The following is a 24,884-nucleotide window of genomic DNA, read 5'->3' as shown; positions in this document are numbered from 1 at the left end:
GGGGCCGGGAACAGTGCGGTGGCGGGCCCGGGGAGCCGGTGCGGGGCCGGCGCGGCGGCGGGCGGTGCGCCCGGGCATGCCGCAGCCCGTACTGCCATCGGCCGTACGGGCTGCGGGGCGCGCGGGGCGGTTCCGCCTCCGTCAGTGCTGCGGAGGCGGTCCGAAACCGCCGGGGGCCGGCGGGTTGCCGGGCGGCATCGGCGGGGCGGCGGACGGGACGGGCGGCATCTGCGGAGCGGGACCCTGGGCCGGCATCGGCGGGACCGGGCCCGCCTGCGGAGGCACCGGGCCACCGGGCACCGGGCCGCCCGGCGGCGGGACCGGCTGCTGCCAGCCGCCCTGCGGCGGGCCCTGCGGGCCGGGCGGGACGAAGCCGGGGCCGCCGAACCGCGGTGCGGGCGCGGGCGGCTGCCAGCCGGGGGCGACCGGCTCACCCTTCGCCATCAGGGCGAACAGGGCGAGCGAGCCGAGGAGTTCCAGCGCCAACTGCACGATGCCGAGGACGCTCTGGCCAGGCGCCGCATCGCTGATCTTGAAAAGCTGACCGGCACCGCTCAGCCCGATCACCGACAGAACGGCGTTCGGCAGCATCATCGTCGCCAGCCCCAGGGCCAGACCCCGGGCGGCATTGCCGCGGATCAGGCAGCCGAGCCCGGCGATACCCGCCAGCACCAGCAGCACCAGCGCGTACCAGCCGGGGGCCAGCGACGTCAGGGACGTCAGGATGCCCTTGCCCAGGTAGAACATGAGGGCGGCGTCCGCCGCGCCGCCGCCCTGCACCAGCATCATGATCTGCCAGATCACCGAGCACAGCGCCACCGCCCCGAGGACGAGACCGCCGATGGCCCCGGCGGCCTTGGCCGGACGCACCGGCGGCAGGCTGGGGGTGGGCCGCGGCCAGGACCGCATCCCGGCGAGCAGGACGAGCCCGCCGAGGAAGGCCAGCAGGGCGAGCGGCAGGCTGCCGAGGAAGACCGCGTCGAAGGGGCCCTCACCGGCCCGTGCGCGGAGGAACCAGCGGTCGCTGTCGGTGTGGAACCCGACGCTGATCATGGTCTGTACGGCGGTGGCGAAGGTGAAGGTGGTGGCCACGGCCATCAGCCCACCGGCCGAACGCCGCCCCGCGAACGCCGCGATCACGCCGCTCAACTGCACCAGCGCCAGACAGAACTGCGTGGAGTCGCTGACGGTGTTGAGGCCGGGGGGACGCGCGCCCGTCCAGTAGTCCCACACCGCGGAGAAGCCGAGCTCCGAGAGGTCGTAGCAGAGCCAGAACCCGGTGTAGAGGAAGAAGACCAGGCAGAACATGCCGCCCGTGATCCGTGCGCCCTTGGTCAGCGCCGTACTAGGTGGCATCGCGTCCCCCGGTAGTGGTGTTGTGTACACGCCCGGTCACCGTAGCCGATGGCCGCTCCGCCCGGATCCCGCGCCCGCCCGGGCGAAAGCGCCGCTGCCCGCCGGTCGGCGACCGGCGGGCAGCGGACGGGCGGTCAGTGGTTGCTGGGGAAACCGAGGTTGATGCCGCCGTCCGACGGGTCGGGCCAGCGGGTGGTGACGACCTTGCCGCGGGTGTAGAAGTGCACGCCGTCGTTGCCGTAGATGTGGTGGTCGCCGAAGAGCGAGTCCTTCCACCCACCGAACGAGTGGTAGCCGACCGGCACCGGGATCGGGACGTTGACGCCGACCATGCCCGCCTCGACCTCCAACTGGAAGCGGCGCGCCGCGCCGCCGTCCCGCGTGAAGATGGCGGTGCCGTTGCCCCACGGCGAGGCGTTCATCAGCGCGATGGCCTCGTCGTACGTGGCGACGCGGACGACCGACAGCACCGGGCCGAAGATCTCGTCGCGGTAGGCGTCCATCTCGGGCGTGACCTTGTCGAGCAGCGACACACCGATCCAGTGGCCGTCCTCGAAGCCCTCGACCGTGAAGCCGGTGCCGTCCACGACGACATCGGCGCCCTGCGCGGCGGCGCCCTGGACGTACGAGGCGACCTTGTCGCGGTGCACCTTGGTGATCAGCGGGCCCATCTCGGACGCCGGGTCGTCGCCCGGACCGATACGGAGGGCGGCGGCGCGCTCCTTGATCTTCTCGATCAGCGGGTCCGCGGTCTCCCCGACGGCGACGACGACGGAGACCGCCATGCAGCGCTCACCGGCCGAGCCGTACGCGGCGTTGATCGCCGAGTCGGCGGCGAGGTCGAGGTCGGCGTCGGGCAGTACCAGCATGTGGTTCTTGGCGCCGCCCAGCGCCTGCACCCGCTTGCCGTTCGCGGTGCCGGTGGTGTGGATGTACTTGGCGATGGGGGTGGAGCCGACGAAGGAGACCGCCGCGATGTCCGGGTGCTCCAGGATGCGGTCGACCGCGGTCTTGTCGCCGTTGACGACGTTCAGCACGCCGTCGGGCAGACCCGCCTCGGCGGCCAGCTCGGCGAGCTTGAGGGCGGCGCTGGGCACCTTCTCGCTCGGCTTGAGGACGAAGGTGTTCCCGCACGCCACGGCCAGCGGGAACATCCACATCGGCACCATGGCGGGGAAGTTGAACGGCGTGATGCCGGCGACCACACCGAGGGACTGGCGGATCGCGGCGACGTCCACCCGGGTGGAGACCTGCGTGGACAGCTCCCCCTTGAGCTTCTCGGGGATGCCGCAGGCCAGCTCGATGATCTCCAGACCGCGGGCGACCTCGCCGAGGGCGTCGGAGTGCACCTTGCCGTGCTCGGCGGTGATCAGCCGGGCCAGCTCCTCGCGGTGGGCGAAGACCAGCTCGCGGTAGCGGAACAGCACCGAGGTGCGCTTCGCCAGGGAGCTGGTGCCCCAGGTGGCGAACGCCTCCTTGGCGGCGGCGACCGCCGCGTCGACCTCCTCGGCGGAGGCGAAGGCGACCTGCTTCTCCTGGGCGCCGGTGGCCGGGTTGAACACCGGGCCGAAGTTGCCGGACACACCCTCGACGGGCTTGCCGCCGATCCAGTGGCTGATGGTCTGCATGCGGGGGCCTTTCGGTGGTGACGACTACGGGCTGAGATCAGAGGTACCGGCGGCGGTCGGCGGCGTGCCGTTCGTAGTCCCGGCGCGCGGCGACCGCAGCCGGACGCGTCGCGGTCTCGGCAACAGGAACATCCCACCAGGACTGGGCGCCCGGCGCGCCCGGCACAGTGTCGGCCGTTTCGGTCTCGACGTAGACACATGTGGGGCGGTCCGCGCCGCGCGCCTCGGCGAGGGCGTCGCGCAGCGCGCCGACGGTGGGCGCGCGCAGCACCCGCATGCCGAGGGAGGCGGCGTTGGCGGCGAGATCGACGGGCAGCGGGGCGCCGGTGTAGGTGCCGTCCGCCGCGCGGAAGCGGTAGTCGGTGCCGAAGCGCTCCCCGCCGGTCTGTTCGGAGAGCCCGCCGATGGAGGCGAACCCGTGGTTCTGCAGCAGCACCAGCGTGAACGCGACGCCTTCCTGGACCGCCGTGACGATCTCGGTGGGGTTCATCAGATACGTGCCGTCGCCGACCAGGGCCCACACCGGACGGCCCGGGGCGGCGAGGGCGACTCCCAGGGCCGCGGGGATCTCGTAGCCCATGCAGGAGTAGCCGTATTCGAGGTGGTACTGGCGGCGGGAGCGGGCACGCCAGAGCCGGTGCAGATCGCCGGGGAGGGAACCGGCGGCGTTGATCACGATGTCGGTGTCCCCGACGACGGCGTCCAGCGCGCCGAGCACCTGGGTCTGGGTGGGCCGGGCGGCCGGATCGGGGGCGGCGTACGCGGCGTCGACGCGGCGCTCCCAGGCGGCCTTCGCGGTGGTGTACCCCGTTTCGTACGCGGCGTCGACGCGGTGGCCGCGCAGGGCGCGGGAGAGGGCGGTGAGCCCTTCGCGGGCGTCGGCGACCAGCGGCAGCGCGGCGAGCTTGTGGGCGTCGAAGGCGGCGATGTTGAGGTTGACGAAGCGGACGCCCGGGTCGGCGAAGAGGGTGGCGGAGGCGGTGGTGAAGTCGGTGTAGCGGGTGCCGACGCCGAGGACGGCATCGGCCTCGCGGGCGAGCGCGGCGGCGGTGGCGGTACCGGTGTGGCCGATGCCGCCGACATCGGCGGGGTGGTCGTGGCGGAGCGCTCCCTTGCCCGCCTGGGTGGCGGCGACGGGGATGCCGGTGGCGTCGGCGAAGGCCCGCAGGGCGTCCTCGGCCTCGCTGTGGTGGACGCCGCCGCCGGCGACGATCAGCGGACGGCGGGCGCCGCGCAGCACCCGGGCCGCCTCGGCGAGGGCGTCCGCGTCGGGCGCCGGGCGGGGCACCCGCCAGACCCGGTCGGCGAAGAACTCCGCCGGCCAGTCGTACGCCTCGGTCTGGACGTCCTGCGGCAGGGCGAGGGTGACCGCGCCGGTGCCGACGGGGTCGGCCAGCACCCGCATCGCCTGGAGGGCGGCCGGGATCAGCGCCTCGGGCCGGGTGACACGGTCGAAGTAGCGGGAGACGGGGCGCAGCGCGTCGTTGACGGAGAGGTCACCGGCGTACGGGACTTCGAGCTGCTGGAGGACGGGGTCGGCGCGGCGGGTGGCGAAGGTGTCACCGGGCAGCAACAGGACCGGCAGGTGGTTGACGGTGGCGAGGGCGGCGCCGGTGACGAGGTTGGTGGCGCCGGGGCCGATGGAGGTCGTGACGGCCTGGGCGCGGAGCCGGTCGCTCTGCCGGGCGAAGGCGGTCGCGGCGTGCACCATGGCCTGTTCGTTGCGGCCCTGGAGGAACGGCAGGGCCTCGGGCTCCTCACGCAGCGCCTGGCCGATCCCGGCGACGTTGCCGTGGCCGAAGATGCCCCAGCAGGCGTTGACCAGGCGGTGGCGGCGGCCGTCCCGCTCGGTGAACTGGCGGGCCAGGAACCGCACCAGGGCCTGCGCGACGGTGAGGCGAAGGGTGGTCATCGGGCGTCTCCCGGGGGCGCGGTGTAGCGGGGCAGGCGGGGGTCGGCGGGCTGATCCGCCCAGGTGGAGCGGATCCAGCCGTGGTCGGGATGGTCGCGGATCAGCCACTCGCGGGCGGCGCCGGGACCGGCCATGACGTTGAGGTAGTAGAGGGTGTGGCCGGGGGTGGCGATGGACGGGCCGTGCCAGCCGTCGGGGATGAGGACGGCGTCACCGGTGCGGACCTCGGCGAGAACGTCGGTGCGGTGGCCGGGCCCGGAGGGTGTGACGCGTTGGTAGCCGGTGCCCGGGGTGCCGTGGGCGGCCTCGACCTCGAAGTAGTAGATCTCCTCCAGCTCGGACTCCTCACCGGGGCGGGCGGTGTCGTGTTTGTGCGGTGGGTAGGACGACCAGTTGCCGCCCGGGGTGAGGACTTCGACGGCGATGAGCTTGTCGCAGGCGAAGGCCCCGGCGGCGGCGAAGTTGTTGACCTGGCGGGAGCAGGTCCCGGCGCCGCGCAGCTCCACGGGGACGTCGGCCGCGGCCCCGCGGCGCGCGGGCAGCCGGCGGGCGCAGCGGGCCCCGGCGAGGGCGAACCGGCCGCCCGCCCGGCTGGTCAGCTCCGCGCGCGCCTCGCGCGGGACGTAGGCGAAGTCCGTCAGGCCGCTGAAGACGCTGTCGCGGCCGGTGAGTTCGTGCGGGATGCCGTCGGTGGTGACGGTGCAGCCCCCGGTGAGGGGCAGCACGATCCATTCGCTCTCCCCCGCCGCGAAGGCGTGGTGGCCGCCGGGCGGCAGGTCGAGGACGCGCAGCGAGGAGTGGCCCCAGCCCGCCCGCTCGGGCGTGATGTCCAAGGCGTACCGCCCGGACCCGCCGTGACCTGCGGGGATGTGGAGGCCGAGGGACCGGCCGGCGCCGGGTGCGGACGCGGATGACGCGGATTCGGAGTTCATGACCACAAGTCTCCACCCGACCACTGACAGTGAGGGAGGTGCGGAGGCGATGACGGCGTCCGGCAGTCCGCGCGGGAAGTCCGGTCCGGAACCGGCGCCGGAGCCCCGCCCCGGTCCGGCCCGGCGGCCCGGCCCCCGCCCGGCGCCCGGACGCCGGAGCACGGCGGGTTCACCGCCCGGCGAGGAACGCGTCGATCTCGGCCGGGAACGGCATGGCGGGTGCGCAGGCGAGACGGGTGGCGACGAGGGCGCCGGCCGCGTTGGCGTAGCGCATCATCGGCGCCAGCTCCCAGCCGTGCAGCAGCCCGTGGCAGAGGGCGCCGCCGAAGGCGTCACCGGCGCCGAGTCCGTTGACGACGTCGACGGGGAAGGCCGGGACCTCGGCGCTGCGGCCGTCCCGGTGCACCGCGAGGACACCCTTGGGGCCCTGCTTGACGACGGCGAGTTCGGCGCCGAGCGCGAGCAGCGCCTCGGCGCAGGCCCTCGGCTCGCGCAGTCCGGTGGCGGCCTCGGCCTCGTCGATGTTGCCGACGGCGACGGTGGCGTGGGCGAGCGCCGCCTCGTAGTGGGGGCGGGCGGCGGCCATGGCGGCGGCGCCGGTCGCCCCGCCGTCCCCGGAGGCGCCGCCCGCGCCGCCCCAGAACAGCGGCCGCCAGTCGAGGTCGAGGACGGTGGGCCCGCGCCTGGCGCGGGCGGCGAGCGCGGCGAGGGTGGCGGTGCGGCTGGGTTCCTCGCACAGTCCGGTGCCGGTGGTCCACAGGATCCGGGCCGCGCGCAGCGCGTCGTGATCCAGCTCGTCGGCGCGGAGGGTGAGGTCGGGGGCGGTGGGGCGGCGGTAGAAGTAGAGCGGGAAGTGGTCCGGCGGGAAGATCTCGCAGAACGTCACCGGGGTGGGCAGGCCGTCCACGGCGGTGACCCAGCGGTCGTCGACGCCGAACCCCCGCAGCTCCCGGTGGAGGTAGTCGCCGAAGGGGTCGCGTCCGGTGCGGCTGATGACGGCCGTGCGGCGGCCCAGGCGCGCGGCGGCCACCGCGACGTTGGTGGCGGAGCCGCCGAGGAACTTCCCGAACGTCTCCACCTCGGCGAGCGGCACGCCCGTCCGGAGCGGGTAGAGGTCCACCCCGATACGGCCCATGGTGATGAGGTCGAACGGTTCCGGCATGGGTCCCCTTCGCTTCGCCCGGTGCGGCAAGGCGGGACCGGGCGGCGCGCCCGTGCCCTGTCGCGGGCACAGGTCTAGTGGGGCCACCGGACCGTGTCAACGGCGCGGCGCACCGCCCTGACCTGTACGGGGGCGGCCGTACGGGCGAGCGGCCCGCACGCGCGGGCACCCCGGTACGGCCGCCCGCCCAGGGGGAACGGCATGGCGCAATCACCGCTCCCGGGAGCGCGCCCCGGGCGGTCACGGCGGGAGATCCCCATGGCGGGAGGGATTCTTGACACCCCCCGGGGCGCCCGCGAGGCTGAGGCCACCACTCCCGCGCCCCCGGTCACCGCCGACCGGCGAGAGGAGAGCCGCCACATGACCGCAGCCCGTGCCGGTGCCCCCGTTCTGGACCGCATCCGGGTGGGTTCCGCGCCGGATTCGTGGGGCGTGTGGTTCCCCGACGACGCACAGCAGATCCCCTGGCGGCGCTTCCTCGACGAGGTCACCGAGGCGGGCTACGACTGGATCGAACTGGGCCCCTACGGCTACCTCCCCACCGACCCGGCGGTGCTGCTGGACGAGACCGCCCGGCGCGGCCTCGGCATCTCGGCCGGAACGGTCTTCACCTCGCTGCACCACGGCCCCGCCGTCCGGGACGCGACCTGGGCGCAGGTGTCCCGGGTCGCCGCGCTCGCCCGCGCGACGGGCGCCGGGCACCTCGTCGCCATCCCGTCCTTCTGGCGCGACGACCGGACCGCCGAGCAGTTGGAGCCGCCCGAGCTGACCGCGGCCCAGTGGCGCCATCTCACCGAGGGCACGGAGTGGCTGGCGCGGCGGGTCCGGGAGGAGTACGGCCTGACGCTGGTGGTCCATCCGCACGCCGACACCCACCTCGACACCGAGGAGCACGTCACCCGCTTCCTCGACGCCACCGACTCCGGCCTGGTCTCCCTCTGCCTGGACACCGGCCACTACGCCTACTGCGGCGGCGACAGCGCCGCACTGATCCGCACCTACGGCGAACGCATCGGCTATCTCCACCTCAAGCAGGTCGATCCCGCCGTCCTGGCCGACGTCCGCGCCAAGGGCACCGCCTTCGGACCGGCCGTCCGGCAGGGCGTGATGTGCGAACCACCGCTCGGGGAGCCCGCGTTGCCGCCGGTCCTGCAGGCCGCGCAGGAGCTGGGCGGTCCGCTCTTCGCCATCGTCGAGCAGGACATGTACCCCTGCCCGCCGGAGCGGCCGCTGCCCATCGCCCGGCGCACCCGCCGCTTCCTGCGCTCCTGCGGCGCCTGAGCGGCGGGCCGGACCGGGCACGGACGGGAACGGGAGGACGACATGCACGGAACGCTGGGGGTGGCCGTCATCGGCGCCGGGCGGATGGGCGCCGACCACGTACGCCGGATCGACGAGGTGATCAGCGGAGCGCGGGTGGCGGTCGTCGCCGACACCGACGCGGCCCGCGCCGGGACACTGGCCGAGGCCATCGAAGGGGCCGTGGCCTGCACCGATCCGGTGGCCGCCATGGACGCGCCGGGGGTGGACGCGGTCCTCGTCGCCTCGCCCGGGGCGGCCCACGAGGCGGCGCTCATGGCGGCGTTCGACCGCGGGCTCCCGGTGCTGTGCGAGAAGCCGCTGACGCCGGACCCGGACTCCGCACTGCGGGTGCTCACCGCCGAGCAGCGCCACGGCCGCCGCCTCGTCCAGGTGGGTTTCATGCGCCGCTACGACAGCGACTACCTCACCCTCAAGGCACAGTTGGCGCGCGGCGCGTACGGCCGTCCGCTGATGCTGCACCACATCCACCGCAACGTCTCCTCGCCGCCCGGCTGCACCGACGCGCAGACGCTGCAGGACTCCGCGGTGCACGAGATCGACGTGACGCGCTGGCTGCTGGACACCGAGATCACCGCCGTACGCGTGCTCCGTCCGGCGCCCTCCGGTGGCGCGCCCGAGGGGCTGCACGATCCGCAGTTGATCGTCTTCGAGACGGCGGACGGCCACCTCGTCGACACCGAACTGTTCGTCAACTGCGGCTTCGGCTACCAGGTCACCTGCGAGGCGGTCTGCGAGCGGGGCACCGCCCGGATCGGCGATGACCGCGGTGTCTTCGTCAACGCGGCGGGCCGCTGGGGCGGCACCATCCCGGCGGGCTTCGTGGAGCGGTTCGCGGACGCGTACGACCGTCAGGTGCAGCGCTGGGTGGACGCCACCCGGCGCGGCACCGTGGAGGGCCCCGGCTGCTGGGACGGCTACGCCGCCGCGGTGGTCTGCCGGGCGGGCGTCCGGGCGCAGCGCACCGGCGAGCGCGTCCCCGTCGAGCTGCCCGAACGGCCCGCGCTCTACCGCTGAACCACCCACTCCTCCGCCGGCGCGGGGCTCCCCGGGGGCGGTGCCGTCCGTCCGCGCCCCCGGCCCGCCGGATGTGCGCCGCAAAGCGACCGGTCCGCGACGGTGCCCCCTCATCACCCCTCTTACGTAGGAAAGTTGACACACCGGACTCCGCCCTTCCGGCAACCGCGGCGGGAGCGGGCGGCGTGCCCGTAGACGCACGGCATCCCACTGCGGAGCGGTCCGGTGCGAGTACCCCCTGGGGGTGGCCGGACGGGCACCATACGGATGCATGGCACCCAACGGGGGAAAAGAGGACATCATGCGCATCACCTCACTGCATCGCACCATCCGCCGCCCGGCCGCCCTGGCGGCCGCCACCGGGCTGATCACCGCCACCCTGCTGACCGGTACGGCCTCCGCGGCCCGGAGCGCCGCGGGGCCGGACCCCAGGGCGGCCTGCGCCTACTACGACGGAACCGCGCTCACCGTGTACGGCCAGCGCAACGACCGGGTCAAGCAGGTCCAGTGCCTGCTGGCCAACCGCAAGTACCTGCCCTGGAGCAGCCTCACCGGTTACTTCGGCAACCAGACACTCGCCGCCGTCAAGAAGTTCCAGAAGGCGGCCCACCTGACCGCCGACGGGAAGGTCGGCAAGAAGACCTGGAAGGCGCTCTATTCCTGACCCGAGCGGGCCCGCGTCCCGGCGGCGCGGCACCCCTTCTCACGGCACCCCTTCTCACGGCGGGTCGTCCCGAGCGGGGCGGCCCGCCGTGCACGTCCGGCCCGGACCGTCCCCCTCGGCCGCCTCTCTCCAGCACCTCCACCCCTCTCCTTCCGTTCCGTCTCTGTCACGTCCGTCCCCGGCGCGTCACATCCGTCACGGTTACGCGGGTCTTCCGTCACAGGTGATCAACAGCCGCTGTCCGTAGGGCGTCCGGTGTCGTTGATCCGGCGCAGGTGACAGGTACACCCGACCTGGCCGCGCCGCTCACGGGCTGCGCGGCCGGGGCCCGGATCCAGGGAGGCGAGGCAGCGATGACCGACCGGAGGCTCTGGTCCTACAAGGACATCGCCGCGCACATCCGGGTACGGCCGGACACCGTGCGCTCCTACCGCAAGCACGGGCTGCTTCCCGAGCCGGACCTCGTCGAGGGCGGCAGGCCGTACTGGTTCGCCGACACCGTCCGCGACTGGGTGACCCGCAGACCGGGCCACAGCCGGCGGGCCTGACCCGGCCCGGAGCACGGGCCACCGCGAGCCGGGGCCCGCGGCTCCCCCACCGGGTGCCCGGCGTACGGGAGGGGGATCCGCCGACCGCCGGACACGCCGGGCGGCCCCCTCCTACGATCGCCCCATGTCCACGACCTCTCGCTCCCCCTCCGCCCGTCTCGCGGTGATCGGCGCCGGCGGGATCGGCGGCTACACCGCCGCCCTGACGCACTGGGCCGGCCTCGACGTCACCCTGTGCGTCCGCACTCCCGTCGACGGGGTCACCGTCATGCTCGACGGCGCCGAGCGGCACGCCGCGGTCCCCGTCCTCACCGACCCCGCACAGGCCGGACCCGTCGACTGGGTACTGCTGACCACCAAGGCGCAGGACACCCCGGGCGCCGCGCCGTGGCTGCGCGCCCTGTGCGGGCCGGACACCACCGTCGCCGTGCTCCAGAACGGCACCGGGCTCGCCGAACGGGTGGCCCCGTACCTCCCGGAGGGGACCGCGACGCTGCCGGTGATCTGCTACCTCTCGGCGGAGCGCACCGCACCGGGCCGGATCGTCCACCACCTCGCGAGTGAACTCCACGTGCCGCAGGGGCCGTCGTCCGAGGCGTTCGCCGCGCTGCTGGACGGCACGGGGCTGAACGTCACGCAGGTGCCGGACTTCACCACCGCCACCTGGCGCAAGCTGTTCTTCAACCTCGCCGCCAACCCCCTCACGGCGCTGCTCGGCCAGCGGATGGACATCTTCCGGGAGGCGGAGATGGCCGGGCTCGCCCGCGCGCTGCTCACCGAGGCGGCGGAGGTCGCCCGCGCGGAGGGCGCGGACATCGGCGACAGTGACATCTCCGGGACGCTGGAGATCTATGCGATGGCCCCGCCCGGCGGCGGTTCGTCGATGCTCTACGACCGCGAGGCGGGACGGCCGCTGGAGCACGAATACCTCACCGGAGCGGTCGTCGAGGCGGGCGAACGGCACTCCCTCCCGACGCCCCTGAACCGCATGCTGCTCACCCTGCTGCGCGCCGTCGACCGCGAACTTCGGGCCACGGACGCCAACTGAATCCGCACGCCCCAAAGGCCCGGTGCAACGCCCGCCTGCCACTGGCGCACCATGCCGCCGGCAGGGCACCCCGCTCCGGCGGAGCCGCCCGGGAGCCCGGAAGGCCCGCACCAGCTCACACAGGGCGCGCCGCACCCGGACCGGCGCAGCCCCCAACACGGCGGTAATCACGGAGAGTTCGTAAGTCATGACCCAACGGTAGGGGCGACCACTGACAACGGACCGAGGGCGCGACTCCGGACCCGCGGCACGGCATCCGCCCCACGCCTCCGCACCCCGCGGCACCGCATCGGCGGGGCCGTCGCCCCGGACCGGCACCCCGGTCGCGGGGACCCGTCGCACCAGCGCTTTCCGCGCCCGGACGGCCCGGCGGCGCGCCAGCCACGGCACGGCCGCACCCAAGGTGGCGACGGCGCACGAGATCCCGAAGCCCAGGGCGGCGGCGTGGAGGCGGTTGTCCACGGCGGCGCTGCCGAGGTATCCGAGGCCGGTCGCGCAGGCCGCCCACACGGTCTCGGCGAGGGCGGTGCCGAGCAGGTAGCGGCGCAGCGGGTAGCGCAGGACGCCGCAGGCGACGGCGCCGGCGATCCGCCCGCTGGGCAGGAAGCGCACCCCGAGGACGAACGGCAGGCCGTAGCGCTCGATGCGCCGGGAGGTCCACTCCAGGAGGACGCGGCGGCGGACCCGGCGCCGCATCCGGACACGGGCCGGGCCACCGAAGTGGCGGGCGAGCAGGTACATCAGGGCGTCGCCAACGGTGGCGCTGCCCGCGACGGCCAGCAGGACGAGGGGGAGGAAGAGGTCGCCATGCGCGGCGAGGACTCCGGCGGAGGCGAGCAGCGCGGAGTTGGGCACCAGCGGTGGCAGGGTGGTGAGCACCAGCAGCCCGTAGAGGGCCGGTACGCGCATCCGGCGCGCCTCCTTCGATCCGCGCCGGTCCGGGCCGCTCCGGACCGGTACCTCCCAGGCTGACGCGCGGTGCGCGGGGTGGCAACGCCTGCCGGACGGAGCGGTACGCCATCGCTGGATTGATACCCCCTAGGGGTATAGAGTGCATCCCGTCGGGCGCCACCGGCGGCCCCGCCGCACCCTGGCGGCGCACACCCCGGCGAGCCCGGCACCCGTACGGCACTTCGACGTCCACGGAACATCGGCACCACGAGGAGACTCCCATGACCGCCGCATCGACGAACGGCTCCTGCTGCACGCCCGACGGCTCCTGCCACTCCGGCGAGAGCGCGGCGCAGGCGGGCGAGATCACCACCGCCTACAAGGTGACCGGCATGACCTGCGGACACTGCGAGGGTGCGGTCACCTCCGAGATCTCGGAGCTGGACGGCGTCGTCTCGGTGCGCGCGGAGGCCGCCACGGGTCTGGTGACCGTCGTCTCGCGGGCCGCCCTCGACGAGGCCGCGGTGCGCGAGGCGGTGGACGAGGCCGGCTACGAGCTGGTCGGCCCCGCCTGACGGCTCCCGGCACCGACGGGGGTTTTCGCCACAGGGGCCACTACGCGGCCCACACAGCTCACACGTTCACAAAATTCCCACAATGGGCACAACACCCATACGTCAGGGCCGCGATATTCAGATCGCGGCCCTTGACCGTTTTCGCCCTCATATGGCAAGAGACTCAGATCACAGCGATCCGAACGTAACCATCGAGGGGGGTCGAGAGTCTAACCGGGTGTGCAGGCACCCCGGCGGGGCCTGCTCGGCAACAGCCGTGCCGGTCTTGGGGGACCGGCCCCGGCTACGCGTGGCCGGGGCGACGTGCCCGGGGAGCTTTGAGCGGCCCTCCCGAACGTGCGCGTCCCGGCAGATCGCGGTGCACCCTGAACGCCCGGACGGATCCCGTGGGGGGAATCCGACCCGGGACAAGGGAAGCGCCCCGCGCTCTGGACCCGTGGGGGGATCTGGAGGCGGGGCGCTTTTCGTTCCCTCACACCGAAGACGCGAACGACCCCCGACCTGGACGGACGGGGGCCTTGCGCATGCCGGGCGCGCGGGCGCCCGGACGGGTCAGCGCTGCTCGACGGGCACGAAGTCGCGCTCGACGACGCCGGTGTAGATCTGCCGCGGGCGGCCGATCCGCGAACCGGGCTCCTTGATCATCTCGTGCCACTGGGCGATCCAGCCCGGGAGGCGGCCGAGGGCGAAGAGGACCGTGAACATCTCGGTCGGGAAGCCCATGGCCCGGTAGATCAGACCGGTGTAGAAGTCGACGTTCGGGTAGAGCTTGCGCTCGACGAAGTAGTCGTCGGAGAGCGCGTGCTCCTCCAGCTTCAGGGCGATGTCCAGCAGCTCGTCGGACTTGCCGAGCGCCGAGAGGACGTCGTGCGCCGCCGCCTTGATGATCTTCGCCCGGGGGTCGAAGTTCTTGTAGACGCGGTGCCCGAAGCCCATGAGCTTCACGCCGTCTTCCTTGTTCTTCACCTTGCGGATGAAGGAGTCGACGTCGCCGCCGTCGCGCTGGATGCCCTCCAGCATCTCCAGCACGGACTGGTTGGCACCGCCGTGCAGGGGGCCCCAGAGCGCGTTGATACCGGCGGAGATCGAGGCGAAGAGGTTCGCCTGCGAGGAGCCGACCAGACGCACGGTCGAGGTCGAGCAGTTCTGCTCGTGATCCGCGTGCAGGATCAGCAGCTTGTCGAGAGCGCTGACCACGACCGGGTCCAGGTCGTACTCGGCGGCGGGCACCGAGAACGTCATGCGCAGGAAGTTCTCGACGTAGCCGAGGTCGTTGCGCGGGTAGACGACCGGGTGGCCGACCGACTTCTTGTAGGCGTACGCCGCGATCGTCGGCAGCTTGGCCAGCAGGCGGATCGTGGAGATGTGCCGCTGCTGCTCGTCGAACGGGTTGTGGCTGTCCTGGTAGAAGGTCGACAGGGCGCTGACGACCGACGACAGCATCGCCATCGGGTGGGCGTCCCGGGGGAAGCCGTCGTAGAAGCGCTTGACGTCCTCGTGCAGGAGGGTGTGGTACGTGATGTCCTGCTTGAAGTTGGAGAGCTGGTCGACGGTCGGCAGCTCGCCGTTGATCAGCAGGTACGCGGTCTCGACGAACGTGCTGCGCTCCGCGAGCTGCTCGATCGGGTAGCCGCGGTAGCGCAGAATCCCCTGCTCACCGTCCAGATAGGTGATCGCGGATTTATACGCGGCAGTGTTGCCGTAACCGGAGTCCAGGGTCACCAGACCGGTCTGGGCGCGCAGCTTCGAGATGTCGAAGCCCTCATCGCCGACGGTGCTGCCGACGACCGGGTAGCTGTATTCGCCGTCCCCGTAACGCAGTACTACAGAGTTGTCGCTCACGTCATCCCTCACCGACGTTGTGCCTCTTCTTCGAGGTGCCCTGACTGCCTCTACCTTCCCCCATTTGGACATGGGATGTGCACTCGGGGTCGGCAATTCGGCCTTCGGGCGGCACTGAGTGCCGTTTACCTGACCATCCTGCGCCCCTTCGACCCGATTAGGGAAGTCGGGCGGCACCCACGACTCCGGCGAGTCGCCGATCGAGCGCCGTGCACCGCCGGCCGGCGGACACGGTGCGTACGGCCTGCCCCAGAGCCTTTCGGGACCCCACCAGCACCACCAGGCGTTTTGCCCGGGATATCGCCGTATACAGCAGATTCCGCTGCAACATCATCCAGGCGCCCGTCGTGACCGGAATCACCACCGCCGGATACTCGCTCCCCTGCGAGCGGTGGATCGTCACCGCGTAGGCGTGCGCCAGCTCGTCCAGCTCGTCGAAGTCGTACGGGACCTCCTCGTCCTCGTCGGTACGGACCACGAGTCGCTGGTCGTCGATGTTCATATCCGTGACCACGCCGACGGTGCCGTTGAAGACGCCGTTGGCGCCCTTCTCGTAGTTGTTGCGGATCTGGGTGACCTTGTCGCCCACCCGGAAGACCCGGCCGCCGAAGCGGCGCTCCGGCACCTCCGGGCGCGCCGGGGTGACCGCCTGCTGGAGCAGGGCGTTGAGTGCGCCCGCCCCGGCCGGTCCGCGGTGCATCGGGGCGAGCACCTGGACGTCCCGCCGGGCATCGAGGCCGAAGGTCGCGGGGATGCGGCGGGCCACGACGTCGACGGTGAGCCGGCCGGCCGCCTCGGTGTCCTCCTCGGCGAAGAGGAAGAAGTCCGGCAGGCCCTGCGTCAGCGGCGGCTTCCCGGCGTTGACGCGGTGCGCGTTGGTGACCACGCCGGACTGCTGGGCCTGGCGGAAGATCCTGGTCAGCCGGACACACGGCACCGGGCCGCCGTCGGCGAGCAGATCCCGCAGCACCTCCCCCGCACCGACCGACGGGAGCTGGTCGACATCGCCCACCAGCAGCAGATGGGCGCCCGGCGGGACCGCCTTGACCAGCTTGTTGGCGAGCAGCAGATCGAGCATGGACGCCTCGTCGACCACCACCAGATCGGCCTCCAGCGGCCGGTCGGCGTCGTACGCGGCGTCCCCGCCGGGCTTCAGCTCCAGCAGCCGGTGGACGGTCGACGCCTCCGCGCCCGTCAGCTCCGCCAGCCGCTTGGCGGCCCGTCCCGTGGGCGCGGCCAGCACCACCCGGGCCTTCTTGGCTCGGGCCAGCTCGACCACCGAGCGGACCGTGAACGACTTGCCGCACCCCGGGCCGCCCGTGAGCACCGCCACCTTGCGGGTCAGCGCGAGACATACCGCCTCCCGCTGCTCCGGCGCCAGGTCGGCGCCCGTGCGCCGTGCCAGCCAGGCCAGCGCGCGCTCCCAGTCGACGTCCCCGAAGACCGCCAGCCGGTCCTCGGGGGCGCGCAGCAGCCGCGTCAGCCGGCCGGCCAGGGACAGCTCGGCGCGGTGGAAGGGCACCAGGTAGACGGCGGTGACGGGCTCCTCCCCGCCGCCCTGCCAGATCTTCTCGCGCACCACTCCCTCCGGGTCCGCCGCCAGCTCGGCCAGCGCGTCGATCACCAGACCGGTGTCCACCTGGAGCAACTTCACCGCTTCGGCTATCAGTTGCTCCTCGGGCAGGAAGCAGTGCCCCTGGTCCGCCGACTGCGACAGGGCGTACTGGATGCCGGCCCGGACCCGCTCGGGACTGTCGTGCGGGATGCCGACCGCCTGCGCGATGCGGTCGGCCGTCAGGAAGCCGATGCCCCAGACGTCGGCCGCCAGACGGTAGGGATGCTCGCGCACCACGGCGATGGCGTCGTCCGCGTACTTCTTGTAGATGCGTACGGCGAGGGAGGTGGAGACGCCGACGCCCTGGAGGAAGATCATCACCTCCTTGATGGCCTTCTGCTCCTCCCAGGCCGCGGCGATCTTCTTCGTCCGCTTCGGGCCGAGGCCGGGCACCTCGATCAGCCGGGCCGGCTCCTCCTCGATGACGTCGAGGGTGGCGACGCCGAAGTGCTCGGTGATGCGGTCGGCGATGCGCGGGCCGATGCCTTTGATCAGGCCCGAGCCGAGGTAGCGGCGGATGCCCTGGACGGTGGCGGGCAGGACGGTGGTGTAGTTCTCGACGGTGAACTGCTTGCCGTACTGCGGGTGGGAGCCCCAGCGGCCCGTCATCCGCAGGGATTCGCCGGGCTGCGCCCCCAGCAGCGCGCCGACGACCGTCAGCAGCTCGCCCGCGCCGCGGCCGGTGTCGACGCGCGCGACGGTGTAACCGCTCTCCTCATTGGCGTAGGTGATCCGCTCCAGGACCCCTTCGACCACCGAGGTGTTGACCGCGTTGCCCATGCTCCGAACGGTACCGCCGGGGTCTGACAACGCGGTCCGCACGGCGTTCGGGCGGTCGCCGGAGAGAGGCCGCCGGAAGGGCCGTCCGCCGTGTGCACGGCGCCGTCCGGGGCGCAACCGCCGGGCGGCGCCGGTCAACCGGTCATTGACCGGGCGATACTTTCGGGCTATCCGTGATCCTCCAACCGTCCCTCATTTCGCCGGGGAAGCCCGCCGGAAGGAGCGCACATGCACTCCAGACGTGCCGTCCTGACCACCGCCGCGGCGGCGGCCGCCGCCTGCGCCGCGGGCACCGTTCCCGCGGCCGCCGCGGGCCCCGCCGCCGCCCGCCCGGGGGCCGCCCCCGCCGCCGTACGGGAGCGGATGCGGCGTCTCATCGCCCGTATGACACCGGAGGAGAAAGCCGGTCAGCTCTTCGTGATGCGGGTCTACGGGCATTCCGCCACCGATCCGGACCCGGCCGACGTGGCCGCCAACCGCAAGGAGATCGGCGTCGCGAACGCGGCCGAACTCATCGCGAAGTACCACGTCGGCGGCATCATCTACTTCAGTTGGGCGCACAACACCCGCGATCCGCACCAGATCGCGGAGCTGTCCAACGGCATCCAGCGGGCGGGCGCGGCGCAGCGGCTGCCCGTCCCGCTGCTGATCTCCACCGACCAGGAGCACGGCGTCGTCGCGCGGATCGGCGCGCCCGCCACCCTGCTGCCCGGGGCGATGGCGCTCGGCGCCGGGGGCTCGCGGACGGACGCCACGACCGCGGCCGCGATCAGCGGCGCCGAGCTGTACGCGATGGGCATCCGCCAGGACTTCGCCCCGGACGCCGACGTCAACGTCAACCCCGCCAACCCGGTCATCGGCGTCCGTTCCTTCGGCTCCGACCCGCAGGCCGCGGCCCGGATGGTCGCCGCCCAGGTGCGCGGCTACCAGGGCGCGGGGGTCGCCGCCGCCGCCAAACACTTCCCCGGGCACGGCGACACCGATGTCGACAGCCATGTGGGGCTGCCCACCATCCACCACACCGCCGAGGAGTGGGAGCGGCTGGACGAGCCGCCGTTCCGGGCCGCCGTCGCCGCCGGGATCGACGTGATCATGACGGCGCACCTCGTCGTCCCCGCCTTCGACCCCAGCGGGGACCCGGCGACCCTCTCGCACCCCATCCTCACCGGGCTGCTGCGCGAACGGCTCGGCTACGACGGCGTGGTGATCACCGACTCGCTGGGCATGCAGGGCGTCCGCGAGAAGTACGGCGACGACCAGGTGCCGGTCCTGGCGCTCAAGGCCGGGGTGGATCAGTTGCTCAACCCGCCGGACCTCGCCGTCGCGCACGCCGCCGTCGTCCGCGCGCTGAAGGAGGGCGAGCTGTCCGAGGAGGCCGTGGACGCCAAGCTGGAGCGGATCCTGCTGCTCAAGGAGCGCCGCGGGCTCTTCGCCGACCCGTACACCTCGCGGGCCGCGGTCGACCGGGTGGTGGGCATCCGCCGCCATCTGGAGACGGCTGACACGCTCGCCGACCGGACGACGACGCTGCTGCGCAACACCGGCGGGGTGCTGCCGCTCTCCCGCCGCCGCGAGCGCCGGGTGCTGGTGGTGGGGGCGGACGCGGCCGCGCCGTCCGGGACGGGCGGGCCGCCCACCGAGGTGCTGGCCCGGGAACTGACCGGCCTCGGCTTCGCCGCGACCGCGCTGTCCACGGGCATGACGCCGGACGGGGAACTGATCGGCGAGGCGCTGGCGGCGCTGGCCGAGCGGGACGCCGTGGTCGTCGCGACCTACGACGTCACACCCGGCTCCCCGCAGCGCACGCTGGTCGAGGCGCTGCTCGCCACGGGGAAGCCGGTGGTCCAGCTCGCGGTCCGCAATCCGTACGACCTCGCGCAGCTCGACGGCGTACGGGCGGGGCTGGCATCCTACGGGTGGACCGATGTCGAGGTGCGGGCGGCGGCGCGGGTGATCGCCGGGCGGCGGTCGCCCCGGGGGCGGCTGCCGGTGCCGGTGATGCGGGCCGACGCGCCGGACGAGGAGCTGTACCCGGTCGGCCACGGGCTGACGTACTGACGACGCGGTACGAGGCGCGCCCCTCCGGGCGGAGGGGCGCGCCGTAACGTTCCGTCAGCCGTGACCAGAGCTAGATCCGCAGGTCAGGGGCGCAGGGGCGGGGTGCGGCGCGGTTCCTGGCGGTCCAGCTTCCGGTCGTAGGGGGCCTGTGCGGTGGCCTTGCCGCCGGAGGCGACGCCCGCCCACTTCAGGAGGGAGGCGGTGGCCTTCGTACGGTCCGCGTCCTTGAGCTTGGCGATGTTGGAGCCGTGGTTGCCGCCGGGCACGGTGTAGACGTAGGAGTCCCGGGCGCCCTTGCCCAGCTCGAAGTGTTCCGAACTCCACGGGTCCCACTGGCCGTTGACGAACATCATCCGCTGGGCGTGGTGGCGCACCCAGCGGTCCACGTCGGGCATGGCGCGCCGGTCGAAGCGCATCGGGATGTCACGCGGGACGAAGGTGCGGGAGTTGTTGATGCCCGGGTACTTCAGCAGGCCCTTGAGGTGCGGGTAGCCGTATCCGGGCTCACCGAGCTGGGTGCCTGCCTGGTAGTAGTACGGCGTGTACGGCTCCATGCCCTGGTCGGTGTAGCTGTCGAAGCCGCCGACCTCGTCCATCCACGTCCACAGCGCGTCGGTGGAGACGTCCGGGGCGGGCACGTCCTTACACGCGGTGGCGGCCGGCTGGTACTGCCAGAAGCCGAACTCCAGGTCCGTCACCATCACTTCATAGGCGCGGTCGACGGAGCCGAAGAGGCGGAAGGTCTTCTTCTCCTTCCCGGCCCAGCGGGCGAACCGCTCGTCCATCTCGTCGCGGCGGTTGAGCGCCTCGCGGGTGATCTTGTGCAGCGCGGTGCGGCACTCCGGGGTGCCGACGGTGCGGAAGAACCGGTCATACGCGGAGTCCTCGTCGTTGACGACGTCGTTGGGCGCGACGTAGGCGACGGTGCCGTTCATGTCGCCGGGGTGGAAGCGGCGGTAGTACGTCGCCGTCATACCGCCCTTGCTGCCGCCGGTGGCGATCCAGTTCTTGCCGTAGATGCGGTGCAGTGCCTGGTAGATGCGGTGCTGGTCGTCGGCTGCCTGCCGGATGTCCAGCTTCTTCCAGTCGGCGGGCTGCGGCCGGGAGGGCGTGAAGTAGCGGTATTCCAGGGAGACCTGGTTGCCGTCGATGATCTGCGTCGGCTCGGTGCGGGACGGGGTGGTGCTGACGTTGTAGCCCGAGGTGTAGAAGACGGTCGGGCGGTCGACCGCCTTGTGCAGCACCGTCAGCCGCTGTTCGAACGTGCCCCGCGCGGGATGGCGGTGGTCGATCGGCTGGGTGTACGTGAGGACGAAGTAGCGGTAGCCGTCGACCGGCTTCTCCTCCACCAGGTGCATGCCCGGTATCGCGAGCAGGCGCTCCTTGATGTCCTTCGTCTCCGGTGCGGCGGTGGCCGCTCCGGCCGGAACGCTGGTCGCGCCCGCCGTGCCGATCAGCACAGCGAGCGGCACCAGCCAACGGAACGTTCTTCGCATGATCCCTCCCCAGGGGTCGCGGAATTCGCGCCGAACCTACCCGGGGGGAATCGGGGCCGACCAGCACCGATGGGTAACGCCTGTCCGGCGGAGGGCGCCCCGCCGGACCGTACGGCTCAGACCCGCGCCGTCACCTCCTCACCGGTGAAGGCGCGCCACAGGGCGGCGTACCGGCCGTCGCGTGCGAGGAGTTCGGCGTGGGTGCCGTCCTCGGCGACGCGGCCGTGGGCCATCACCACGACCCGGTCGGCGCGGGCCGCGGTCGTCAGGCGGTGGGCGACGACGAGGGTGGTGCGGCGTCCGGCGAGCCGGTCGGTGGCCTGGTTGACGACGGCTTCGGAGGCGAGGTCGAGAGCGGCGGTGGCCTCGTCGAGCAGCAGGATGTCGGGGTCGACCAGCTCGGCCCGGGCCAGGGCCAGCAACTGGCGCTGACCTGCGGAGAGGTTACGGCCGCGCTCGGCGACCTCGTGGAGGTAACCGCCGTCGAGGGCGGCGATCATCGGGTGGGCGCCGACCGCGCGGGCCGCGGCCTCCACCTCCGCGTCGGTGGCGTCCGGCCGCCCGTAGGCGATGGTGTCGCGGACCGTACCGGCGAAGAGGTACGACTCCTGGGGGACGACGCCGAGGCGGTGGCGGTAGCCGGTGAGATCCAGCTCCCGCAGGTCGGTGCCGTCGACGCGGACGGCGCCGCCGGTCGGGTCGTGGAAGCGGGCGACCAGCTTGACGAGGGTGGACTTGCCGGCACCGGTCTCGCCGACGAAAGCGACGGTCTGACCTGCGGGGATCGTCAGATCGATGCCGGACAGCGCCTGTTCGGCGCCGTCGGGATCCGTGCCGTAGTGGAAGTCCACATGGTCGAAGGTGACCTCGCCGCGCAGCTCGGGCACCGGGCGGGGATCCGCGGCGGCGGGGGTGGTGCTCGGCTCGCGCAGCAGCTCCTGGATCCGGCCGAGCGAGACGGATGCCTGCTGGTAGCCGTCGAAGACCTGGGAGAGCTGCTGGACGGGGGCGAAGAACAGGTCGATGTAGAGGAGGTAGGCGACGAGCGCACCGGCCGTCAGGGTGCCCGCGCCGACCCGCCCGGCGCCGACGATCAGCACCAGGGCGGCGGCGACCGACGACAGCAGTTGCACGAACGGGAAGTACACGGATATCAGGAACTGACCGCGGACCCGGGCCTGGCGGTAGGCGTGGCTGCGGTCGGCGAACCGCGCGGCGCCCATGCCCTCGCGCCGGAACGCCTGGACGATCCGCAGCCCGGCGACGCTCTCCTGGAGGTCGCCGTTGACGACGCTGATCCGCTCCCGGGCCAGCTCGTACGCCTTGACGCTCTGCTTGCGGAAGACATACGTGCCGAGGATCAGCGGCGGGAGGGTGGCGAAGACGACCAGGGCCAGTTGGACGTCGATGACGAGGAGGGCGACGAGGATGCCGCCGAAGGTCAGCACCGAGACGACGGCGGTGACCAGGCCGGTCTGCAGGAACGTCGACAGCGCGTCGATGTCCGTGGTCATCCGCGTCATGATCTTGCCGGTCAGCTCGCGCTCGTAGTAGTCGAGGCCGAGACGCTGGAGCTGGGCGAAGATCTTGACGCGGAGGGAGTACAGGACCCGCTCGCCGGTGCGGCCGGTCATCCTGTTGCCGCCGATCTGCGCGGCCCACTGGACGACCACCGTCACCAGGGCGAGGAGTGCGGCCGTCCACACCCCGGCGAGCACCCCGCGGCGCACACCTTCGTCGATGCCCTGCCGGATGAGGACCGGGACGAGGAGACCGCCGAGGGCGTCCACGGCCACCAGGCCCAGGGCGATCAGCAGCGGCCCGCCGAATCCGCGCAGCAGCCGTCGCAGGCCGTACGAGTCCTCGGCCGCGGCGGCCCGCTCCTCGTCGATGTCCGGGGTGTCGGTCGCCGGCGGCAGGGCGGCGACCTGTTCGAGGAGTTCGGGGGTGGCGGCCGGTCCGGTCATGCCCTCCGGGGCGCCGTCGGAGTCGCGGCGGACCCACAGCTCTGGGGTGATGCCGTCCGGGCCGGGTGCGCCGCCCGGGGTGGCGGGGCGCGCGCCGTCCGAGTGAGCGCCATCGGGGCGCGCGCCGCCGGGGTGTACGCCGTCGGGACGGGCCTCCCCTAGGTCCGTGGGGAACGGATCCAGCAGGCCGGTCGCGGCGGCTTCGCCGCCGAAGGCGCCCGCCACCTCCCCGGCCGGGTCGTGCGGGACGCCGCCCAGCTCGTCCGGGTCGGTCAGCAGGCTCCGGTAGAGCGGGCAGCGGGCGGTGAGTTCGTCCTGGGTGCCGACGTCGACGAGCCGGCCGCCGTCGAGCACGGCGATGCGGTCGGCGAGGGCCAGGGTCGAGGCGCGGTGGGCGATGAGCAGCGTCGTGCGGCCGGCCATCACCCCGCGCAGCGCCTCGTGGATCTCGTGCTCCACCCGGGCGTCGACGGCGGAGGTCGCGTCGTCCAGCACCAGCAGCCGGGGATCGGTGAGGATGGCGCGGGCCAGAGCTATCCGCTGCCGCTGGCCCCCGGAGAGCGTCAGACCCTGCTCGCCGACCTTGGTGTCGTACCCCTCGGACAGCTCACTGATGAAGCCGTCGGCCTGCGCGGCGCGGGCGGCCGTACGGATCTGCTCGTCGGTGGCCTCCGGGTGGCCGTACGCGATGTTGTCGCGCACCGAGTCGGAGAAGAGGAAGCTGCTCTCGGGCACCAGGCCGATGGCGGAGCGCAGCGACTCCAGGGTGAGGTCGCGGACGTCGTGGCCGCCGATCAGGACGCGGCCTGCGGAGACGTCGTAGAAGCGGGGCAGCAGCAGGGAGACGGTGGACTTGCCGCTGCCGGAGCGCCCGACGACGGCGACGGTCTCGCCCGGGGCGATGCTCAGCGAGAAGCCGTCCAGTACGGGGCGGGACGCGGCTCCGCCCGGGGCAGGCTCCCCGGGTGCGCCGATGGTGACCGGGGCCGCGGCGTCGCGCTCGGGTCCGGTGGTCCCGCCGTAGCCGAAGGTGACGGCGTCGAACTCGACGGTGGCGGGGGCGTCGGCGGGGAGGACGTGGGCGTCGGGCCGCTCCTCCACCACCGGGTCGGTGTCGATCAGCTCGTAGACCCGCTCGACGCCGGCCCGTGCCTGCTGGCCGACGGTCAGCACCATGGCCAGCATCCGGACCGGGCCGACGAGTTGGGCGAGGTAGGTGGAGAAGGCGACGAAGGTGCCGAGGGTGACCTCGCCCCGGGTGGCCATCCAGCCGCCGAGGGCCAGCATCGCGACCTGGCCGAGGGCCGGGACGGCCTGGAGGGCGGGGTTGTAGACGGCGTTGAGGCGCACCGTGCGCAGCCGTCCGGCGAACAGCTTGCGGCCCGCCTCCCGGAGCTTGCCGGTCTCCTGCCGCTCCTGTCCGAAGCCCTTGACGACCCGGACGCCGGAGACCGCGCCGTCCACGACCCCCGCGACCGCGGCGGCCTGGCTCTGGGCGTACCAGGTGGCCGGGTAGAGGCGTGCGCGGCTGCGTTTGGCGACGAACCACAGGGCCGGGGCGACGGCCAGCGCGATGACCGTGAGCAGCGGGGAGAGGACCAGCATCACGACCAGCGAGACCAGGAAGAGCAGGACGTTCCCGATCATCATGGGGGTCATGAAGAGCAGACTCTGGATGAGCTGGAGGTCGCTGGTGGCGCGGCCGACGACCTGGCCGGTGCTCAGCTCGTCCTGACGCCGGCCGTCGAGCCGGGCGATCGAGCCGTACATGCGGGTGCGGAGGTTGTGCTGGACGTCGAGGGCGAGCCGTCCGCCGTAGTAGCGGCGGATGTAGGTGAGGGCGTAGACGACGACCGCGGCGACGATCATGAGGGTGGCCCAGGGGGCGAGCGAGCGGTCGTGGTGGACGATCACGTCGTCGATGATCAGCTTCGGGATGAGCGGGACCAGCGCCATGACCGCCATACCGCCCAGCGAGGAGCCGAGGGCGAGCAGCACATCCGTCCGGTGATGCCAACAGTCGTGCGCGAGCCTCCGCGCCCAGCTCTGTTCTGCCATGTCCGTCCCCGCCAC

16 protein-coding genes and 1 pseudogene are annotated in these 24,884 nt (G+C 72.9%); 7 read left to right on the top strand and 10 right to left on the bottom strand.

The features are described 5' to 3' along the window. Positions 1-141: 141 nt before the first annotated feature. The 5 genes from ACGH2B_RS18850 to iolC all read right to left on the bottom strand — a co-directional run bounded on the left by ACGH2B_RS18850 (position 142) and on the right by iolC (position 6,990). The gene (locus tag ACGH2B_RS18850; RefSeq protein ID WP_399090805.1) at positions 142-1,356 is read right to left on the bottom strand and encodes a hypothetical protein; all 1,215 of its coding nucleotides are present in this window, start codon (positions 1,354-1,356) and stop codon (positions 142-144) included. Positions 1,357-1,490: 134 nt separating this feature from the next. After that, positions 1,491-2,984 carry a CoA-acylating methylmalonate-semialdehyde dehydrogenase gene (locus ACGH2B_RS18845; protein ID WP_399090802.1) on the bottom strand — a complete coding sequence of 498 codons (1,494 nt, stop codon included), beginning with the start codon at positions 2,982-2,984 and terminating at the stop codon, positions 1,491-1,493. A gap of 37 nt (positions 2,985-3,021) precedes the next feature. After that, positions 3,022-4,896, bottom strand: coding sequence for a 3D-(3,5/4)-trihydroxycyclohexane-1,2-dione acylhydrolase (decyclizing) (iolD, locus tag ACGH2B_RS18840; RefSeq protein WP_399090799.1), 1,875 nt, complete (start codon positions 4,894-4,896; stop codon positions 3,022-3,024). Then, the gene (iolB, locus tag ACGH2B_RS18835; RefSeq protein ID WP_399090796.1) at positions 4,893-5,828 is read right to left on the bottom strand and encodes a 5-deoxy-glucuronate isomerase; all 936 of its coding nucleotides are present in this window, start codon (positions 5,826-5,828) and stop codon (positions 4,893-4,895) included. The genes iolD and iolB overlap by 4 nt, the downstream gene beginning before the upstream one ends. Before the next feature lie 169 nt (positions 5,829-5,997). Beyond that, on the bottom strand, positions 5,998-6,990 hold the full coding sequence (iolC, locus tag ACGH2B_RS18830) for a 5-dehydro-2-deoxygluconokinase (protein ID WP_399090793.1): 993 nt from the start codon (positions 6,988-6,990) through the stop codon (positions 5,998-6,000). 360 nt (positions 6,991-7,350) lie between these two features. Here iolC and ACGH2B_RS18825 point away from each other — a divergent pair, with 360 nt between their 5' ends. The 5 genes from ACGH2B_RS18825 (at position 7,351) to ACGH2B_RS18805 (ending at position 11,587) form a co-directional block, all read left to right on the top strand. After that, positions 7,351-8,271 (top strand): sugar phosphate isomerase/epimerase family protein, encoded by a 921-nt coding sequence (locus ACGH2B_RS18825; RefSeq protein WP_399090790.1) that lies wholly within the window; start codon positions 7,351-7,353, stop codon positions 8,269-8,271. A 42-nt stretch (positions 8,272-8,313) separates the two neighbouring features. Then, positions 8,314-9,327 (top strand): Gfo/Idh/MocA family protein, encoded by a 1,014-nt coding sequence (locus tag ACGH2B_RS18820; protein WP_399090787.1) that lies wholly within the window; start codon positions 8,314-8,316, stop codon positions 9,325-9,327. A 301-nt stretch (positions 9,328-9,628) separates the two neighbouring features. Further along, positions 9,629-9,991 carry a peptidoglycan-binding protein gene (locus ACGH2B_RS18815; protein WP_399090784.1) on the top strand — a complete coding sequence of 121 codons (363 nt, stop codon included), beginning with the start codon at positions 9,629-9,631 and terminating at the stop codon, positions 9,989-9,991. Between the two features lie 353 nt (positions 9,992-10,344). Continuing rightward, on the top strand, positions 10,345-10,539 hold the full coding sequence (locus tag ACGH2B_RS18810) for a helix-turn-helix transcriptional regulator (protein WP_399090781.1): 195 nt from the start codon (positions 10,345-10,347) through the stop codon (positions 10,537-10,539). A 124-nt stretch (positions 10,540-10,663) separates the two neighbouring features. Next, positions 10,664-11,587: a 2-dehydropantoate 2-reductase gene (locus ACGH2B_RS18805; RefSeq protein WP_399090778.1), complete on the top strand. Its 924-nt coding sequence runs from the start codon at positions 10,664-10,666 to the stop codon at positions 11,585-11,587. Between the two features lie 537 nt (positions 11,588-12,124). Here ACGH2B_RS18805 and ACGH2B_RS18800 read toward each other — a convergent pair. Then, positions 12,125-12,496: pseudogene (locus ACGH2B_RS18800) on the bottom strand (DedA family protein); the annotation flags it as partial. A gap of 263 nt (positions 12,497-12,759) precedes the next feature. On the opposite strand from ACGH2B_RS18800, the gene ACGH2B_RS18795 reads away from it, so the two are divergent. Further along, complete coding sequence (locus tag ACGH2B_RS18795) at positions 12,760-13,053, top strand: heavy-metal-associated domain-containing protein (RefSeq protein WP_399090775.1); 294 nt, start codon at positions 12,760-12,762, stop codon at positions 13,051-13,053. 552 nt (positions 13,054-13,605) lie between these two features. Here the strand turns inward: ACGH2B_RS18795 and ACGH2B_RS18790 are convergent. Together ACGH2B_RS18790 and ACGH2B_RS18785 are read right to left on the bottom strand one after the other, a co-directional pair. Continuing rightward, positions 13,606-14,895, bottom strand: a complete 1,290-nt coding sequence (locus ACGH2B_RS18790) for a citrate synthase (RefSeq protein WP_399097110.1) — start codon at positions 14,893-14,895, stop codon at positions 13,606-13,608. 157 nt (positions 14,896-15,052) lie between these two features. Continuing rightward, positions 15,053-17,290: an ATP-dependent RecD-like DNA helicase gene (locus ACGH2B_RS18785; RefSeq protein WP_399090772.1), complete on the bottom strand. Its 2,238-nt coding sequence runs from the start codon at positions 17,288-17,290 to the stop codon at positions 15,053-15,055. Positions 17,291-17,518: 228 nt separating this feature from the next. Between ACGH2B_RS18785 and ACGH2B_RS18780 the strand changes: the two genes are divergently transcribed. After that, positions 17,519-19,348, top strand: coding sequence for a glycoside hydrolase family 3 protein (locus ACGH2B_RS18780; protein WP_399090769.1), 1,830 nt, complete (start codon positions 17,519-17,521; stop codon positions 19,346-19,348). Positions 19,349-19,431: 83 nt separating this feature from the next. Here the strand turns inward: ACGH2B_RS18780 and ACGH2B_RS18775 are convergent, their stop codons facing one another. Both ACGH2B_RS18775 and ACGH2B_RS18770 read right to left on the bottom strand, forming a co-directional pair. Next, positions 19,432-20,844, bottom strand: a complete 1,413-nt coding sequence (locus ACGH2B_RS18775; RefSeq protein ID WP_399090766.1) for a S28 family serine protease — start codon at positions 20,842-20,844, stop codon at positions 19,432-19,434. A gap of 116 nt (positions 20,845-20,960) precedes the next feature. Then, on the bottom strand, positions 20,961-24,869 hold the full coding sequence (locus tag ACGH2B_RS18770; RefSeq protein ID WP_399090763.1) for an ABC transporter ATP-binding protein: 3,909 nt from the start codon (positions 24,867-24,869) through the stop codon (positions 20,961-20,963). Positions 24,870-24,884 lie beyond the last annotated feature (15 nt).

The sequence above is a fragment of the Streptomyces sp. BBFR2 genome (genome assembly GCF_044497305.1).
Taxonomy (GTDB): Bacteria; Actinomycetota; Actinomycetes; order Streptomycetales; family Streptomycetaceae; genus Streptomyces.
This window is presented reverse-complemented; position numbering and strand designations above follow the sequence as displayed.

Coding starts and splice junctions, on each gene's coding strand:
- ACGH2B_RS18850 (WP_399090805.1), bottom strand. CDS start 1,356: ATGCCACCTAGTACGGCGCTGACCAAGGGCGCACGGATCACGGGCGGC.
- ACGH2B_RS18845 (WP_399090802.1), bottom strand. CDS start 2,984: ATGCAGACCATCAGCCACTGGATCGGCGGCAAGCCCGTCGAGGGTGTG.
- iolD (WP_399090799.1), bottom strand. CDS start 4,896: ATGACCACCCTTCGCCTCACCGTCGCGCAGGCCCTGGTGCGGTTCCTG.
- iolB (WP_399090796.1), bottom strand. CDS start 5,828: ATGAACTCCGAATCCGCGTCATCCGCGTCCGCACCCGGCGCCGGCCGG.
- iolC (WP_399090793.1), bottom strand. CDS start 6,990: ATGCCGGAACCGTTCGACCTCATCACCATGGGCCGTATCGGGGTGGAC.
- ACGH2B_RS18825 (WP_399090790.1), top strand. CDS start 7,351: ATGACCGCAGCCCGTGCCGGTGCCCCCGTTCTGGACCGCATCCGGGTG.
- ACGH2B_RS18820 (WP_399090787.1), top strand. CDS start 8,314: ATGCACGGAACGCTGGGGGTGGCCGTCATCGGCGCCGGGCGGATGGGC.
- ACGH2B_RS18815 (WP_399090784.1), top strand. CDS start 9,629: ATGCGCATCACCTCACTGCATCGCACCATCCGCCGCCCGGCCGCCCTG.
- ACGH2B_RS18810 (WP_399090781.1), top strand. CDS start 10,345: ATGACCGACCGGAGGCTCTGGTCCTACAAGGACATCGCCGCGCACATC.
- ACGH2B_RS18805 (WP_399090778.1), top strand. CDS start 10,664: ATGTCCACGACCTCTCGCTCCCCCTCCGCCCGTCTCGCGGTGATCGGC.
- ACGH2B_RS18795 (WP_399090775.1), top strand. CDS start 12,760: ATGACCGCCGCATCGACGAACGGCTCCTGCTGCACGCCCGACGGCTCC.
- ACGH2B_RS18785 (WP_399090772.1), bottom strand. CDS start 17,290: ATGGGCAACGCGGTCAACACCTCGGTGGTCGAAGGGGTCCTGGAGCGG.
- ACGH2B_RS18780 (WP_399090769.1), top strand. CDS start 17,519: ATGCACTCCAGACGTGCCGTCCTGACCACCGCCGCGGCGGCGGCCGCC.
- ACGH2B_RS18775 (WP_399090766.1), bottom strand. CDS start 20,844: ATGCGAAGAACGTTCCGTTGGCTGGTGCCGCTCGCTGTGCTGATCGGC.
- ACGH2B_RS18770 (WP_399090763.1), bottom strand. CDS start 24,869: ATGGCAGAACAGAGCTGGGCGCGGAGGCTCGCGCACGACTGTTGGCAT.